General features: G+C 49.6%; 11 protein-coding genes. 1 reads left to right on the forward strand and 10 read right to left on the reverse strand.

Features of this window, described 5'->3' with window-relative positions; all coding sequences use genetic code 11:
- Nucleotides 1-66: 66 nt before the first annotated feature.
- The 8 genes from B153_RS0101700 to B153_RS0101735 all read right to left on the reverse strand — a co-directional run bounded on the left by B153_RS0101700 (nt 67) and on the right by B153_RS0101735 (nt 14144).
- Entirely contained in the window at nt 67-1641 is a 1575-nt protein-coding gene (locus tag B153_RS0101700) for an FG-GAP repeat domain-containing protein (RefSeq protein ID WP_020594925.1), read from the reverse strand.
- A gap of 57 nt (nt 1642-1698) precedes the next feature.
- Nucleotides 1699-4134, reverse strand: a complete 2436-nt coding sequence (locus B153_RS0101705; protein WP_020594926.1) for an ABC transporter permease — start codon at nt 4132-4134, stop codon at nt 1699-1701.
- Nucleotides 4135-4220: 86 nt separating this feature from the next.
- Nucleotides 4221-6587, reverse strand: coding sequence for an ABC transporter permease (locus B153_RS0101710; RefSeq protein WP_020594927.1), 2367 nt, complete (start codon nt 6585-6587; stop codon nt 4221-4223).
- Nucleotides 6588-6666: 79 nt separating this feature from the next.
- On the reverse strand, nt 6667-9042 hold the full coding sequence (locus B153_RS0101715; RefSeq protein WP_020594928.1) for an ABC transporter permease: 2376 nt from the start codon (nt 9040-9042) through the stop codon (nt 6667-6669).
- A gap of 352 nt (nt 9043-9394) precedes the next feature.
- A complete protein-coding gene (locus B153_RS0101725; protein WP_020594930.1) occupies nt 9395-11548 on the reverse strand; it encodes a DEAD/DEAH box helicase in 2154 nt (717 codons plus the stop codon).
- Nucleotides 11549-12108: 560 nt separating this feature from the next.
- The gene (locus B153_RS37150; protein WP_083928157.1) at nt 12109-12267 is read right to left on the reverse strand and encodes a DUF2256 domain-containing protein; all 159 of its coding nucleotides are present in this window, start codon (nt 12265-12267) and stop codon (nt 12109-12111) included.
- A gap of 37 nt (nt 12268-12304) precedes the next feature.
- Nucleotides 12305-13405, reverse strand: a complete 1101-nt coding sequence (locus B153_RS0101730) for an FAD-binding domain-containing protein (protein WP_020594931.1) — start codon at nt 13403-13405, stop codon at nt 12305-12307.
- Nucleotides 13406-13454: 49 nt separating this feature from the next.
- Nucleotides 13455-14144: an SDR family NAD(P)-dependent oxidoreductase gene (locus B153_RS0101735; RefSeq protein WP_020594932.1), complete on the reverse strand. Its 690-nt coding sequence runs from the start codon at nt 14142-14144 to the stop codon at nt 13455-13457.
- Nucleotides 14145-14388: 244 nt separating this feature from the next.
- On the opposite strand from B153_RS0101735, the gene B153_RS0101740 reads away from it, so the two are divergent.
- On the forward strand, nt 14389-14622 hold the full coding sequence (locus B153_RS0101740) for a DUF2905 domain-containing protein (RefSeq protein ID WP_020594933.1): 234 nt from the start codon (nt 14389-14391) through the stop codon (nt 14620-14622).
- On the opposite strand, the gene B153_RS0101745 is transcribed toward B153_RS0101740, so the two are convergent.
- Nucleotides 14588-16147: a hypothetical protein gene (locus B153_RS0101745; protein ID WP_020594934.1), complete on the reverse strand. Its 1560-nt coding sequence runs from the start codon at nt 16145-16147 to the stop codon at nt 14588-14590. The genes B153_RS0101740 and B153_RS0101745 overlap by 35 nt on opposite strands.
- 98 nt (nt 16148-16245) lie before the next feature.
- On the reverse strand, nt 16246-17055 hold the full coding sequence (locus B153_RS0101750; protein ID WP_245564815.1) for a sugar phosphate isomerase/epimerase family protein: 810 nt from the start codon (nt 17053-17055) through the stop codon (nt 16246-16248).
- Nucleotides 17056-17204: the final 149 nt, after the last annotated feature.

Here is a 17204-nt window from a genome sequence, read left to right on the forward strand (position 1 = left end):
TGATTGTCTAAAACAGATAGTTCCTTTGTGAGGAGGGAGCTTGATGGCCAATTCTTTTCCCTTTTCTCACCGACTTGTGTTTTCCAGTACGACGATAGAGGGCCCATCCGATAGCCATTTTTTACCCAATCCGGTTGTATCACCCTGTGGGATAAAATAGACGAACGAACCCAGAACCAGGTCAATATCCCCGTCGGCATCCATGTCGCCCGCGTCCATAACGACCCATCTGCCTCGGGTGGCCTCCGGGAAAGAATAGTCCTCGAACGTTAACTTCCCTTTATTTTCCAGGTAGATAAAGCTTTCGGCCGGGTAGCGAAGATAATCCGGGAAGAACGAAATGGCAGCTATATCCAGGTCGCCATCCAGATCATAATCGCGCACGATCGCTTTATAAGCGCCGTTTAGTTGGTAGAAATAGGCTTGCTTGAAATTGGATTTTCCGTCATTCAGAAAAATATAGATACCGTGGTACTTCTTTAAGATCGGGGTTTTATCGGCATTGTCGCCACATACATAAACGATATCCTCAAACCCATCTTTATTGAAATCAGCCAGTTCGATATGCTGGGAGCCGTTAAGGGGCAAAAAAGTGAGCAATCGCTTTTCTTTAAATTGACCAGCCCCCTGGTTTTCATACAGAAAAACGCCTTCATCGCCCTGCGCCATCAGTACATATATATCCGGCAATCCATCCCGATTGGCATCCTTGATAATGGCAGTGATCGCACCGGGTTTTTCCCGTAAAATGTGCTTCGTATATCGCCCCTTTTTATCATTTTCGTACCAGGCCAATTGGCCAGTCTGATTACCGAATTCACAGGATACGACATCGTCGAACCCGTCTTTCGTCAAATCGCCATACGTCATGCACACGGGTCGGCGTAAGTTGGGAATAGCTAGTGTCTCGGATTGATAGCCCGGCTCCGACCCACTTTTCTGCAATCGTACCAGCGATCCATTCGCGGCATCGGTCGGAAAAACGCCCTTCCCAATGGTAGTCAGGTATAACTCATTGGCTTTTTCATCAAATTGAATCGGTGTTGTTGCCAGCCGCATACTATATCTCTCCTTAAGGTCGGGGGTTAGAAAGGTTAGATTGTTGCGTCGGGGCTTTCCATCCCCAAAAACGATCCCTCGATTATCGGGCAGAATCTTAACCATAGAAGTTAAAGCAGGGCGATTCGAAAACGAGGCTTCCCGATATTTGAAATGTGTAAGCCCCATCCGAATGGGCGTTCTGCGAATAGGAGGCAGGATGGTATCGGGTGCATTTTCAATAAAATAGGCTTCTATTTTGCGCCAGTCCTCTCGGGCCAGGATGGGCTTTTCCGGGAAGATGTCGGCCTCTCGAACAACGGAACCGCTTTCGCCTTCGTCAAACAAGCTATCAGGTCTGGCCCCGTTCCTGTAGATACCCATCCGATGCCCCATGGCTGGCAGCACATCCCGCCAATTTGTTTTTGCCAATAAGCCGGGATCTACAAACGCATGACACCGACTACAGTGCGCCACCGCCAGTTGTTTGCCCGAAAGGCCCGAAACGGGTAAATCGCTGAATTCAGTTTTTTCGGTTTGTTGTTTAGCCGTGCAGGCACTTAAAAGAAGGAGGATGGTACAAAACGAAATGAATGGTCTCATGTGCCAAAAACAAAGTCGCGGGATTGGCAGCGAACATAGGGGAATAAAGCGGAAATTTTATTCCCTCCGCAACGATTTTATTGGATTCGCCAAGGCGGCTTTGATACTCTGGAAACTCACCGTGACAAACGCAATACCAACAGCGAGTAGCCCCGCTCCGGCAAACATCCACCACGCCATGTCGATGCGGTAGGCAAAATCGGCCAGCCACTTAGTCATCACATACCAGGCAATGGGGGACGCAACGATGATCGCAATCACGACCAGTTTCAGGAAGTCTTTAGAGAGCAGGAGCGTAATACTGGCCACAGAAGCTCCCAGTACTTTCCGAACCCCAATCTCTTTGGTACGTTGTTGCGCCATAAACGTAGCCAGTCCAAATAATCCCAGACAGGCAATAAAGATCGACAGCCCGGTAAACAAACTGAATAACGTGCCGAACAGTTGCTCGGAACGATAAAATGCCGCAAACTGCTGATCGACGATCTGGTATTCGAATGGCCAGTCAGGGGCCTGTTTCTGCCATTCTGCTTTCAGAAAATCGAGTGTAGTTTGCAGGTCATCCGGTTGTACGCGCACGACCAGACTGGAAAATACCGCCGGGAATATATGGAGTACGAGGGGTTCTATCGTTTGATGCAGCGACTTGTAGTTAAAATCGTTTACGACCCCGATTATTTTCCCTCGTTTCAGCGTGTCGGCAGGGTTACGATGCACCCATTTCGGCCATAGAATCTCTTTGCCCAACGCCTGTTGTGGCGTGCCAAAGCCAAAATTCCGAACAGCCGTTTCGTTCAGAATAAATCCCTCTTCCTGATCAGTGCCAAAGGTGCGGGAAAAATTCCGCCCTGCCACCATGTGCATACCCATCGTCGGAATGTAGTCGGTATCGATGATGAACATATTGGTGGCTATTTCTGCCTCGTTGCCTGGTAGTTTGATACCGTCGCCTGCAAAGAGTCCGCCGGGAATGCCATAGCAGGCCGTAGCCGCCCGTATCGCCGGATTCCGAAGCAGGTCAGTCTTGAGGGTTTCGTACCCGTCGCGCATGGCCTGCGTTCGTAAGGGCAGTACGATCGCCTGTTCGTTGGCGAATCCGAGGTCTTTCTGCTGGATGTACCGTAGCTGCCAGAAAACAACGGCCGTACTGATGATGAGTACGGTTGACGCAGCAAACTGTAGCACGACCAACGTTTTTCGAAGCGATACTGCTCCTTGTTTTGATGACAGAACCCGGCTGCCCGTTAGGACCTGTACAGGCCGGAAATTCGATAGGAAAAAGGCCGGATAAACCCCCGCCAAGCCACCAACAACCAGAATAGCTAGTAAAAGCCCAGCCAAAAACTGAGGTTGTATCAGCAGACTCAGGGAAAGGCTTTTGCCTACCCAGGCGGTGAAGACAGGCAGTACAATAGCCGTAACTGCCAGGGCAATCCCCATGGCGGCCGTGGTCAGCAGGAGCGATTCACCCAGAAACTGTCCGATAAGCTGACTCCGGTCGGCGCCGATGGCTTTTCGTAAGCCTACTTCCTTGGCTCGGGTCATCGACCGGGCCGTGCTTAGATTCATGAAGTTGAAGCAGGCAATCAGCAGGGCAAAAACCGCAATGGCAATCAGGGCATAGACGTACCGAATGTTGCCTTTCCGGGCAATGTCATACTCCAGATCGGACGAGTGCAGGTGAATGTCGGTAAGCGGCTGTAGACGACTTTGATAGGAAATGTTCAACTTATCGAGTTCAGGCTTTGCCAGTCGCTTCAGTAAATCGGGTAGTTTAGCCTGTAGGCGCATCGGATCGTATCCGTCAGGCAAAACAATGTAGGTATAAAATTGCTGCCACCGCCAGCTTTCCAACACACCTGCTGGTGTACTGGCTTTCAGGGTACTCAATGAACCGACGGCATTAACGGCCAGATGCGATTGGGCAGGTAGGTCTTTCATGACGCCCGTTACCCGAAAAGGCACCGAACCCGGTCCTCCCAATGTCAATAGTTTGTTGATCGGGTCCTGATTGCAAAAGTACTTCCGGGCCATCGATTCCGAAATGACCAGCGTATTCGCGCCCAGCAGCACTTCCTTCGGATTGCCACGCGTAAGGGGATAGGCAAACACATCGAAGAAGGTCGAGTCGGCCAGCAGGATGTCGCTTTCAAAGAATTTCTTTTCCTGATAGGTTACGAGCGGTTTGTTGCCCAAGGCAAACAGTCGGGTCATCTGCATGACTTCGGGGAAATTAGCTTTCAGCGCCGGACCAAACGCAGGGGGTGTCACCGCAAACTGATTCTGTTTACCCTCCGAGCTGCGCTGGTTTACGAGCCGATAGATCTGCCCCGATTTTTTAACGAATCGGTCGTATTGGAGTTCATCCTGTACGAACAGATAAATACTCAGACAGCAGGCCAGCCCTACCGATAGCCCAATCAGGTTAATGGCCGAAAAACTCAAATGGCGCATCAGGTTGCGCAGGGCGACTTTGAGGTAGTTGAGTAGCATAGGGCAGAGGGAGTAAGGGCGTAGGGCTCGGGGCATAGGGTAGGGGTAGAGTGACCCTTTGCCCTTACCCCTCTGCCCTATGCCATTTATTCCGTTTTTAACGATTTTACCGGGTTTAGCAAAGCCGCTTTAATACTTTGGAAACTGACGGTTATGAGCGCAATGAGCATAGCCCCAACAAGCGCTACCAGGAAGTACCACCAGGTCAGCTCGATCCGGTATGCATATTTTTCCAGCCAGCCACTGAGGAAGTACCAACCCAGCGGGAAAGCAATGAAAGCAGCCAGCAGTACCAGCAGCATAAACTCTTTCGACAACATACCCACCAGATTCGGCACAGTGGCTCCCAGTACTTTCCGAATGCCAATTTCTTTGGTACGTTGCTCCGCTGTAAACGCAGCCAGACCAAACAATCCCAGACAGGAAATGAAAATAGCCAGGAAGGCAAAGTAGCTGGCCAGTTTGCTCACGGTGTTTTCGGCCTTATACAAGTTGCTGAATTCCTGATCGGTAAACAGATACTTGAACGGAAAGTGCGGATTGAATTTCTTATGTAACGTTTCCATACTGGCAATGGCCTGTTTGGTTTCGCCTGCCTGGGTGCGTACCAGAATCGTTCCCCAGTTGCGGGTGGTATCGTTGCCACGCTGTAGGTGCAGAATCAGGGGTTCGATGGCACTGTGCAGCGAATTGAAATGAAAATCTTTCATCAGGCCAATGATTTTCCCTTTGCGGCCCCACATCGTCAGTTCTTTACCCACTGGATTTTTATAGCCGATTTTTCGGGCCGAGGCTTCGTTGATGATGTAGTTGCTGGTATCGGTCGTAAAGTCTTTCGAAAAATCGCGGCCGTCGAGCAGTTTGATACCCATCGTTTTGATGTAGTCGTACGAAACCGCGTTCTGGCTGAATAGCATCAGTTGGGTTGTGTCTTTGCCGGGCCACCGAACACCCTGGGTAGAGCTGCCCACTTCGAGCGGGTCTGACTGTGCACAGGTGACAGCCTTGATGCCGGGCTGATGCTCCAACTCCTGCCTGAATGTTGGGAAGTTGCGTTGCAGGTCGCCCTCGAGTGACATGTACAGCAGGTTTTCGCGGTTATACCCCAGGTTTTTGGTCTGGATGTAGTTGATCTGCCGATACACGACCAGCGTTCCCAGAATGAGCATAATCGACAGGCCAAACTGTAGTACGACCAGCCCTTTGCGGAAATAGGTAGCGCTCGACTTAAACTTGAGGGAGCCTTTTAGAATAACCACCGGATTCAGCGCCGACATAAACAGAGCCGGGTAGCTTCCCGATACCAGTCCTGTCACGACCGACAACCCCAGGAGCAGCAGCAGAAAGGTGGGGTCCGAAAAATCAAGTGACAGTTTTTTGCTGGTCAACTCATTGAAAACGGGCAGAATCAGCAGCACAATCAGGATCGAAAAGGCCAGGGAGAGAACCGTAATCAGCATGGATTCGCCCAGAAACTGCCCGATCAGGCTGGCCTTGTAGGCGCCCACTACTTTCCGAACGCCCACTTCTTTCGATCGCTTGACCGAACGAGCCGTTGCCAGATTCATGAAGTTGATGCAGGCAATAGCCAGAATGAAAATGGCAACAATCGAAAAGATGCGAACATACTCGATCCGACCACCATTCTGCACCCCACCCTCCCAGTTCGAGAAAAGATACGAATCCCCGTAGTTCTGTAAAAACAGTTCGACGTTGCTGTCTTTGTTCTTGGTCTTGATGTAATTTTTGATCTTGGCGTTGACCTTATCGACGGATGCGTTATTGGCCAGCATCACATAACAGCGCGGGCCATTATTCCCCCATTCTTTCGCCCATTTGTTGGTCTTCAGCCACTGATCGAAGCTTTTGAGGTAATCGAATTTTAGCGACGAATTTTCAGGAATATCGGCCAGAATACCCGTTACCATCAGATCGTCGGTATTATCGATCCGGATGATTTTGCCCATCGGGTTCTGTCCCTTAAAGTACTTGTCGGCAAGCTTCTGGCTAATCACCAAGCCATCAGGGCGTTTCAGGGCGGTTTTGGGGTCGCCTTCTTTAAGCGGAAATGAAAACATTGTCAGGAAATCACCCTGCACCGAACGGCCTTTCTCTTTCTCGAACGTATTGCCTACCGTAAACAGCGTTTGTTCTTCCCAAAGCATCTGGCTCGCCATCTGAATTTCGGGAATGTCTTTCACGATGTTTTCGGCCAGAATTCCCGGTGTCGATGGAAATGTATTGATCACCCCCACATAATGCTGGTTTTCCATGACCCGATACAGCCGGGCATCGTTCTTGTGAAACCGATCCATATGGCGTTCGTCCTGCACCCAGATCATGATGAGCAGGCTACAGGCCATGCCCAGGGCCAGTCCCAGAATGTTGATGAAGGAGAACGTCTTGTTTTTCCAGAGGTTTCTCCAGGCGATTTTGATATAGTTGCGTAGCATAGAGCATAGAACATAGGGCTCGGGGCATAGGGTAGGGTTTAGAATGACCCTTTGCCCTTACCCCTTTGCCTCATGCGATTTATTCTGATCGTAACGATTTTATAGGGTTCATTAAGGCCGCCCGAATAGCCTGGTAACTGACAGTCATAAGCGTGATGCACGTGGCCCCTAAACCGGATAGGGCGAAAATAGTCCAGGTGATCGTGGTATGGTAGTCGTACTGCTCGAGCCAGTCGTCCAGAAAATACCAGGCAATAGGCGCGGCAATCAGGAAGGAAATAGCAACCAGCCGTACGAAGTCTTTGGAAAGCAATCCCCACAGGCTAAAGACCGACGCTCCCAGCACTTTCCGAACGCCAATTTCCTTGATGCGTTGTTCGGCCACGAACGAAGCCAGCCCAAATAAGCCCAGGCAACTGATGAAAATAGCCAGAACCGCAAACACCCGAGCCAGCTTACCTACCCGTTCTTCGGTCCGAAACTTGGCGTCGTATTCTTCGTCCGTGAATTTGAAGTCGAATGGTGTATCAGGATCGTATTTTTTGAAAACCGCTTTAACCTGCTTGATCGCATCATCGACAGGAACGTCGGGTTTAAGTTTGATCGTCAGCACGTTTGCCCAGCCGTAGTTGATCAGGAAAATAGTGGGCTTGATGGGTTCATAAGGCGATTCCATCACCATGTTCTTCACAACACCGATGACCTGCATAGGCTTTCCGTTGTAGCGAATGGTTTTGCCAACAATATTTTTCAGGCCAGTCAGTTTGACAGCGGCTTCGTTAAGGACAAACGCTGAACTGTCCGTCGAAAAGTCCTTCGAGAAATCGCGTCCTTCCAGAACCTGCCAGCCAATGCTTTTGCCGAAGTGATGGGTGCAGGCCACAATTCCGAAGAGTGGTAACGATTTTGGATCCTTCCCTTCCCAGTCAAACCCGATCTGGTTGGACCATACACCTGTTGTCGGGCTTGAGGACTGGCTCATTTCATAAACAACCCCCGTCTTAAGCATATCTTCCCGTAAGGGGTCATATTTGCCGTATGTGCCTGGACTGAGCGAGGTTTGCAGCAGATTGGACCGATCGTAGCCAACCGGCCGGTTTTTGGCGTGCTGGATTTGCCGGAATACGATAAGCGTGCCAATGATGAGCGTGATCGACACTGTAAACTGAACAACCACCAGCACCTTGCGGGGAAGTGCCGCCCATCGCCCAACCCGGAACGTCCCTTTCAGCACACTTAGCGGATTGAACGAGGATAAATACAGGGCGGGGTAACTGCCCGATAAAAAGCCCGTAATGAGCGAAAAACTGAGCAGGAGTAGCCAGAAAACGGGATTGGCAAAGGGGATACTCACTTGCTTGCCTGACAAATCATTGAACGATGGGATCGCAATCAGAACAATAATCAGGGCGATGATCAAAGCAAAGAAAACCACCAGCATCGATTCGCTCAGGAACTGGAAAATCAATTGGTGACGCAGCGAACCTACAGCTTTGCGAATCCCCACTTCTTTGGCCCGCTTTTCGGAACGGGCCGTGCTCAGGTTCATGAAGTTGATGCAAGCCAGCAATAGCACAAACACACCGATCAGGCTGAACAGCCAGACAAACTGAATACCACCACCGATGTTTTTTCCGTCTTTAAAGTCAGAATAGAGGTGCCAGTTGCTCATCGGGTGCAGAAAATATTCCGGGTTTTCGCCCTCCGAGCCGTGCTTTTTCTCCACATCCCGGATTTTAGCCGATACCTTCGTCATATCGGCACGGTCGGCAATTTGGGCATAGCACTGGAACGAGTGATTGCCCCATTGTTGCAGCGATTCTTTTACCCAGGTTTCGTCGGCCAGGTAAGCGCTCCAGGGCAGGTAATAGTTTACCTCGTAAAACGTGGAGTTGAAGGGTAGGTCTTCGAAAACGCCCGTCACTTTCACATTACGCTTGGCGTCAACTTTAACGATCTTACCCAGTGGATCGGCATTACCAAAGAGAGCCTCGGCGGTCGATTGGGAGAGAAGAATGGACGACGGTTCTTTTAAAGCCGTAGCATAATCGCCTTTGAGCATGGTAAGCGAGAGCATCTTCGGCAGTTCAGGCTCGGCATACATGCCCTCTTTGTTGATTTTTCGGTCGCCGTTAACCAGCAGATGGCCAAAATTCCAGGAGGCCAGCGCTACATCGGTGAAGTCCGATTTGTAGTTGTTTTTGACCGTATTGGCCGATGGGAGCGAAACCGCTCGGCTACTGCCAGTAGTTCCGTTGAAGGTCTGATTGACGTACAGTTGTGCCAGCCGGTCGTAGTTCTTATGAAATTTATTGAACGACAGTTCATCGTAAATCCACAGGCCAATCAACATAGCGATGGCCATTCCAACGGCCAGCCCGACTATATTGATGGCTGAGTAGGCCTTGTTCTTGGCTAGATTTCGAAACGCAATCGTTAAATAACTTTTGAGCATAGGGTTAAGGGTTTAGGGGCAAAGGGCTGCATAGAGTGCCTCCACGCGACTACCCCGCAAAGACAGCTCAGGAGGCAGAATGTTGCTTACAGCCAGAGATTGTCTTGTAAATGGAGAGCATTAAGGGTTTAGGAATCATTAGCTACGCTAATGGGGTCAACTTGTATGCCATGCCTGTAAATAGGTCTAATTTGGCTGGAAATGGCCTTTTTTGTGAAAACACCTGTCCGAAACCGTACATCCGTTGTCCGTTTCTGAACAGCAGCTATTGGGGGCGCAGGCAGCATGGTAAGCAAAAAAAACAGGCTGGGAAGTCGAGCCTCCCAGCCTGTTTCTGTATCAAAATCAAGGATTAGCGGGCAACTTCGATGTTTACCCGACGGCCTTTGATGGTGTTGCCTTCCATGGCATCAACAACCCGGTTGGCTACATCTTTCGGTACATCCACATACGTAAACTTATCGAAGATGTCGATGCTGCCGATGCTGTTGCCTGGAATGTTGGCTTCGCCTGCAATGGCCCCAACGATGTCGCCTGGGCGTACATAATCCCGACGGCCGATGGTTACCATCAGGCGAGTCATATTGGCTTCCCGCTCGCGGGGCTGACGTTTGTCGTCTTTATCGAAATACCCATTGCGACCTCCGCTATCGCGACCGCCATCACGTGGGCCAGACGAACGATCCCGATCATTACGATCTCTATCGCCGAAACGTGGGCGATCGCCAAAGCCACCACGGTCTCTGTCGCCGAAGCGCGAGTTGCCCCGTTCTTCACGATCCCCGAACCGGCCCCGACCCCGATCATCGCGATCGCCGAAGCGACTACCCCGACGATCATCCCGGTCAAAGCGGCCACCTTTATCCCGATCGCCGAAACGATCCCGGCGGTCTTCACGACGACGATCATCGTCCAGACCCAGGTTCTGGTCAGCAAATTCGTTTTTCTCGATACCCATGCTGCGTTTTACCAGTGCAGCCACGATTTGTTCGGTCGTAAAGCCAGCGTGGTGCAGTTGTGTGAGCAGGTCATCGTATAGGTTCAGGTCGGTACTTTCGGCAATGGTCTGCTGAAGCTGCTCGATGAAACGGGCTTTGCGGATGCCTACAATGTCTTCGAACGACGGGATAACGCCCTTTTCGACCCGAACTTTCGTATAATTCTGAATTTCGCGGAACCGGAATTTTTCATCCCGACCGACCAGCGAGAACGCCCGGCCCGACTTGCCCGCCCGACCTGTCCGGCCAATGCGGTGTACGTAATATTCTTCGTCGAGTGGAATATCGAAGTTGATTACTGCGTCCACATCGTCGACGTCGATCCCCCGGGCTGCTACGTCGGTAGCCACCAGAATGCTGGTCGTACCCGCCCGGAATTTGCTCATGACGTTGTTTCGTTGTGCCTGCCGCAGGTCGCCGTGGAGCCCTTCGGCCTGATAGCCACGGATTTGCAGGTCTTCAACGATCTCGTCTACTTTACGTTTGGTGTTACAGAATACCAGCAGCAGTTTCAGGTCGTAGGTATCGATCAGGCGACACATCACTTCCACTTTGGCTTTTGGTTTCACTTCAAAATACACCTGCTCGATGTTGGTGTTGGTCAGTTCTTTCTTGACCACTTTCACCAATACGGGGTCTTGCAGGAATTTCTGGGTGATCTGCATAATGGGTTTCGACATGGTGGCCGAGAACAGAATCGTTTGCCGTTCTTCGGGCATATCGGCCAGAATGCTTTCAATATCTTCGCGGAAGCCCATGTCCAGCATTTCATCGGCTTCGTCGAGAATCATCATCTTGACGTTGTCGAGTTTCAGCGTGTTGCGTTCCATATGGTCCATGACCCGGCCTGGTGTACCGATCACTACATGCACACCGCCTTTCAGCGAGCGAATCTGGCGTTCGATGGAATCGCCCCCATAAATCGCTTCTACACGAACACCACGCTTGTATTTGGCCAGTTTACGGATTTCGTCAGATACCTGTAAGGCCAGTTCCCGGGTTGGGCATAGAATCAGCGTTTGTACCGAACGGTCCTGTACATCAATCAGTTCGAGAGCTGGGATACCAAAGGCGGCTGTTTTACCCGTACCCGTCTGGGCCTGGCCAATCACATCACGGCCTGCCAGAATGGGCGGAATGGCTTCGGCCTGAATCGGCGATGGGCTTACAAAACCCATATCGGTTACTGCCTGAAGAATTTCGTCCGAAATATCTAAGCTGGAAAATAGGATCTGGTTGGGATCGGCTTTCGGAGTTGTTTCGACAGTAGCTTTAGGCGTTTCGGCTGGCGCTGTCGTTGGCTCGTCGGCTACGATGATCACTTTATCGGCCACTCCTTCGGCTACGGTTTCAACGGCGGTATCAGGGGCGAGTTCGTCTTCCGGGGTTGCTTTCTTTTTGGTGGTTTTGGCTTTTTTTGGTTCGGCCTGTGCTGCCAGTTCGGTAGCAATTTTTTCAATATCCAGCAGATCGACCTGATCAGCGGATTTAGTTGTTTTCGTTTTCATTAACCTGGAATATAAGAGTTAAAACTCTCCAAGCGAAGACGAGTGTATGCCGGTGAACGGCGCGATACTGCGAGAATTGCCCAACGAAGCTGCCCAACGACCCAACAAAGGCCCCCAACTATCCCCTGACCTATTCAAAGAGGAAATGACAACAAACCAGTGTGCCGACGCACGACGTACTGATTATGACCGATTCAACGATTAGCCCACGCGCAAAAACTTCACTCATGAAGCGTCCACCCAGAAACCCATCCTGTACATCCGTACATAAGCTCTGTCAGACCTAACTCAGCGTGTTAAAAAGGAGAGAAACAGAGACGCGACGGATGCCGCTTTAGAAAATCTGGTGCAAAAGTAAGAAGAACTTCGCAAAAAAGCAAGTATAGGCCGATTAATATTGTATTAATCGTAGAGATGGGGTCAATTGGCTTAACTATACAGAACGAAATTTGCCTGGTGTGAGCCAGCAGCAATCCGCTGCTGAATGCGCTACACGCTGGTTAGGTGAAAGTAGCCCTGGGATTGGTTATAGGGCACGAGATGGGTTTATGGCGGCTCTTTTACGATGATTTGTGGGCTTTTGCTTTATTCATTCGGCATTGATCACTGCAATATTTAACGTCATCCCACACGTTCTCCCACTTTTTACGCCAGGTAAATGGCCTGTTGCATACGATACAGACTTTAGTTGGCAAGTCACTTTTTTTAGTGTGTTTCATAAATAGCACTAATAAACAAAGGGGGTATGAACATGATTTACACCGCTTGCAAGGTCAATAATTCGCCCTGTAATTTTTTCCAATAGTTGAAGAACGACGGAAAATAACCGCGAATAGCAGGTGATAGCCAATCTCTCTGATGCTGAATCCCACGGTAGTGCTGTGTTGTAGGATGTTCTTTGTAATGGATTGAGGTTGGTCTGATTGCCAATAATTCATCAAACTCAGCAACTACTACTTGTATGTTGTTTATATTTTTTGCCAGTTCAAGAATAAATGCAATCGTTCTGTCGCAGACGGGGTATTTTTTAAAGAAACTTGGCTCAAGGAGTAAAACCCGATTGGCTTTTATATCCGTATTCCAATCGGGATCTAAGTTGTAGAAATTGTAAATGTATGTTGGTAATGCTTCGTCAATGATTGGAGGTTTCGTGATCGGTAAATTCGTTGGCAATACGAAAGGTTCTGTTGCGGTTAATTCAACTGGAATGGCGATGTCTGCCAAATCTTCATAGCTTTTATCCAGAAATGTTTTTTGCTGATTCGTATGGCAATAGCGATTGATATTTTCCTGATTCGCAACGTATTTTTTAGTGCTGTTACTACCTGCTACCCATTGCCAACTGAGCGCATTGCTGGCCCAATCGGCATCCAGCAAATGGTAGTACATCCATTGCGCCGGATTCTTCCAGTGACTTTGAGCGATGTTGCAGGCCATACTGGCTACATACAGTCGGCAATGATTATGCATATAGCCCGTGTCATACAATTCCCTGATGCCTGTATCAACGGCTTCTATGGTTGTGTTAGCCTTAAGAATTGCAGATGGCGTATTGTAATGGATTACGTTTTCCTGCGCCTGCTTAAGGTCCTGGTCAATGGCATCACCTTTGGCTATCCAAACCTGCTGAAAATAATCTCTCCAGGCCAGTTCTTTTAAAAATGAACTGATCTGGCTGGTTGTGTATCCTTTCGCTAACGTGCACTGGGCAATTTGTTTTGTACTGATTACTCCTCGGGATACATAGGGCGACAGCCGAGTAACAGCACCATCTACGTAGTTTCTGGTCTGGCCGTATTTTATCGGATCAACGCTATCAATTAAATCTAGAATCTCGCTGTAGACTGTCGTAAACATGATCAATCTGCTGGTTGGAAGTAGTCGTATGGCAACAAAGTGTATGCCTTTATTTTATGCTGCTCATGCCGCCATCTACTGAAAAAATTTGCCCCGTAATCCATTGGCTTTCTTCACTCAGTAAATAAGCTGCCATCGTCGCGATATCAGCGGGTGTGCCGATTTTTTTTAAGGGATGTCTTTGCGCATTGGCTTCGATTTTTTCCTGGGTATTCAAAAGACTATAGGCCAGTGGTGTATTGGTTATGGAGGGGGCAATACAATTTACCCGCACAGTCGGTGCGAGTTCTGCGGCTAAGGCTTTTGTTAACCCTTCTATAGCACCTTTACTTGTACTCACCAGGCTATGGAAATTAAATCCTAGCCTTGCAGCTACTGTGCTAAATAGCACTATACTGCTGTTTTCTGCTTTTTTTAGCGCTGGCAAGCAGTGCTGAATCACTTTAATCGCTCCGGTTACCTGCAATTTGAAATCAGCAATAAAATCGTCTTCTTTAAACCGAGCAAACGGTTTTAACTGTATAGCACCGGGGCAATAGGCCAGGCCATCTAATTTATCGGGCAAAAAGCTGAAATCGGGCTGCTCATCCAACACGTTCAGGTAGTGCGACGATACATTTTGAAAGGAAGCTACTTCGTTTTTATAGTAAGTGCCTGTTACGTAATGGCTTTCCGCGAGTTTTGCAGAAAGCGCTTTTCCTATTCCAGAACTGTGCCCGACAACTAAGTAATTTTTCATTAAAGCGAAACGAGTTGATCCGTGTAGTTGGTTGATTATCAGAAGGTGAAATTATGTCGAATAGAGTACTCAAATGTTAACGTTAATGTTTCGTACAATTCGGATCTATCCAGGCATAGAACGACGAAAACGACACTGACACAAAAGTCGAAACAGGTGTACTGATTGTATTCGTTCATGATGATTCATTTTTCAACTTTGTCAAAATGAGTCATCAATCGGTGTTGTAAATACCCCTATACGCATGAGTCCCACTGTTGGTAAGTACATTATTCTGATCGGAGCCGCTATTGTGCTGGTAGGCGTGATCGTTTATCTTTTCGGCGATAAGCTCCATTGGCTGGGTCGGTTGCCGGGCGATATTCGGATAGAGAATAAAGACGGGGGTGGGTTTTATTTTCCCATCGTAACCTGTATTGTGGTCAGCGTGATTCTGAACCTGATTATCGTTCTGATCCGTCGCTTTTTCGGGTCTTAGCACTGGTCGATTTGGCAGGTTGGCCCGCGTTCTCTTCGGTGTAGGTCAGCTTGTTCAGGTAAAAAACTTCGCGTTGGCTGCCTGAGGTTCTGGAAGGGGCTATTTTCTGAAAACCGCAGGCCAGAAAATGCCGATCGTACCAGGCCATCAGATTGTCCTGGGCCGAGAAGGTTACTTTCTCATTCTCAGCCGCTGTTTTCAGTTTAAACTTTTCGGTCTCTTTCAGCACCTTGCTTTCCTGAATTACTTCGGTCGTGATTTCGCCATCGTTGGGGTAGGCCATCACCATACGGTCGCCCTGATGCGATACCTGTACCATTTCGGTTAGCTCTTTGCTGAGAAGCTCCTTGATGGGGAAGCAGTTGTCCCACAGAAGATTCCCCTGCTTGTCGAAGCCACAGATGAACGCATGGGTGTATCGATACCCTTCGTAGCGGTCGGAGCCCCGAACAATGCCGCCATAGGCCAGCGTACTGCCCCGGTATTGAGGGTAATACACTTCGGCCACCAGTGTAAGGCCCGTAGGCGTAGGCTGGAGGTCGTGGACCAGTAGCCGGTAATGGAATTTGTAGTCCTTACCTTCCTCTTTCTTCTTGTTGGCTTTGGCCAGTAGTTTTTGCTGTCGCTGCGGTTTCAGGTAATCGAAAAAATGCTGCAACTGCGAAAACTCGATGTACTGAACCGACTTACTGGCCTCATCGGCATGTTCGCCATGGTGGATACGGGTAACGTAAATACCCTGTGAGTAGGGGGTGCAATCGGTCGAGTAATTACCCACCAGCAACGATTCCTGCTCATTGACGGGCAGCAGCTTACCCGAAATCAGGCTCTTTTCGGCTCCGTCGAAATCGAGCGTACGCACCAGCTTGCAGTCGTAATTATAGGTTCGGATCGAGAACTGGCAGTGCCGCTTCAGCGAATGGACCAGTACGTTGACCTCCCGTCGGGATTCGTCAATTTCCAGACCACTAAGCTCCATCCGATTTACGTACATGCCCGGAAGCACTTTAGCCGACTGATCGAAGAACGAGAACGCCATTACAACCGGGCGACCATGCCGGTATCCGCCCACGTAAGCCTGGCTACCTAAAACCTTAAAATACTGGACATCGAACTGGTCGAGCAGCGTCCCCTCAAAGGTTTCGAACACGCCATCATCGAGATGGAGCCGCAGAAACTGGAATTTGCCCCGGTCGTAATCGCGAAACAGGTGATATACGTACTGGTCTGTGTGACAGTCCAATACGGGGGTGTAATCATAGCTCTGTTTGAATTGGGTTTTCCAGAGTAATTTTAGATTGACGTCGTATTTCTGGAAGTTCAGGTTGGCGGGCGTATTGTCGTAAAAGGCACCCGTTCGGATAGTAACCAAAAGGCCCTTGTCGTTTAGGGGCGTTACGTCAAATGCTTCGGCTTCGTCGGGGTCCGAGGGGATTTCGAGCCGTAACGACTGAGCCAACTGTGCAGACACAGATGTACAGGTAACGACCAAAAACAGGCAGACTATGTAGAGCGTTCGAAGCATATACTCAAATTTACGAATTTCAGCGTACAGTTTACGGTTTAACGGATACCATAAATCTTACCAGCAATAATCATACTGTTCTGATAAAAACGGACTCGCTATACTTGCCACCGCTTCTTCAGGAAGTCTTTCATGAATACGTTGATGTCCCACTGGCTGGCGACGGGTAGGTTGGTATAGGGCAATGTAGGCAGATAACCTGGGGCCGGTCCAAATTCGCAGGTAACCGTAAGCAGGGGGGCATTGGCACGCTGGAGCCGGTCGCGAATGGCGTCCCACCATTTGGCGTGTGTTTCCAGCGCATCTTTCCATTCGGGGGCTCGCGGGTCGGTTACCTGTGGGGCCTCGGGCTGGCCCACCCGGCAGTGAATATGGTCGCTGACGGCAATCGCACGGTCCACATTGTCAGCCTGATCGCCCAGATACGACTCCGCTACATTGACCCAGTGCGAATAATCGGCGGTGAGTCGCAGGCCGGGTAGTTTGAGCAGGTAGTATTGAATGGCTGGGGCGCTGTAAGAAAAACGGCCCCGGTGCGTTTCGTGCAAAATCCGGACACCAGTTTGTTTCTGGACATCGGCGGCTGTCTGAATCAGCTCAACATTCTGCTCGAAGGTAAAGTAATCGTGGCCGGTATGGGCGTTGATGAACAGGGGTTTGTTAGAAGCAACGTCGAGCAGATCGTCGTGGTACTTTTTCTTATGCTCGGCAAAATTACTTCCTCCGCCAAAGGCCATCAAAATGGGTTCGAGGCCGTGATCACGCATGACCTGCGCAGCTTCTTTTCGTTTGCCAGGACCAGCCGCAATTTCCATGCCGTCGTATCCGGCGGCTTTCACTCGTTTGGCGGCTTCAGCATAGGAGAGGTTTTCCATGCCCCACATCGGGCAAAAGAACAGTGTTTTCAAGAATGTAAAGGCTTAGTTTATTCGCTCAAAGTTGGTGGAAAAAACGGGGTTTCCCAGTCCTTTTTTGATCAACTTTAGCAAGGCCCGGTCATAAGCCGTTCCCTACTGACATACGGCTGTCAGTGGGCAGGCTTTTCTTTGTGCCAGTC

Source organism: Spirosoma panaciterrae DSM 21099 (genome assembly GCF_000374025.1).
GTDB lineage: Bacteria > Bacteroidota > Bacteroidia > Cytophagales > Spirosomataceae > Spirosoma > Spirosoma panaciterrae.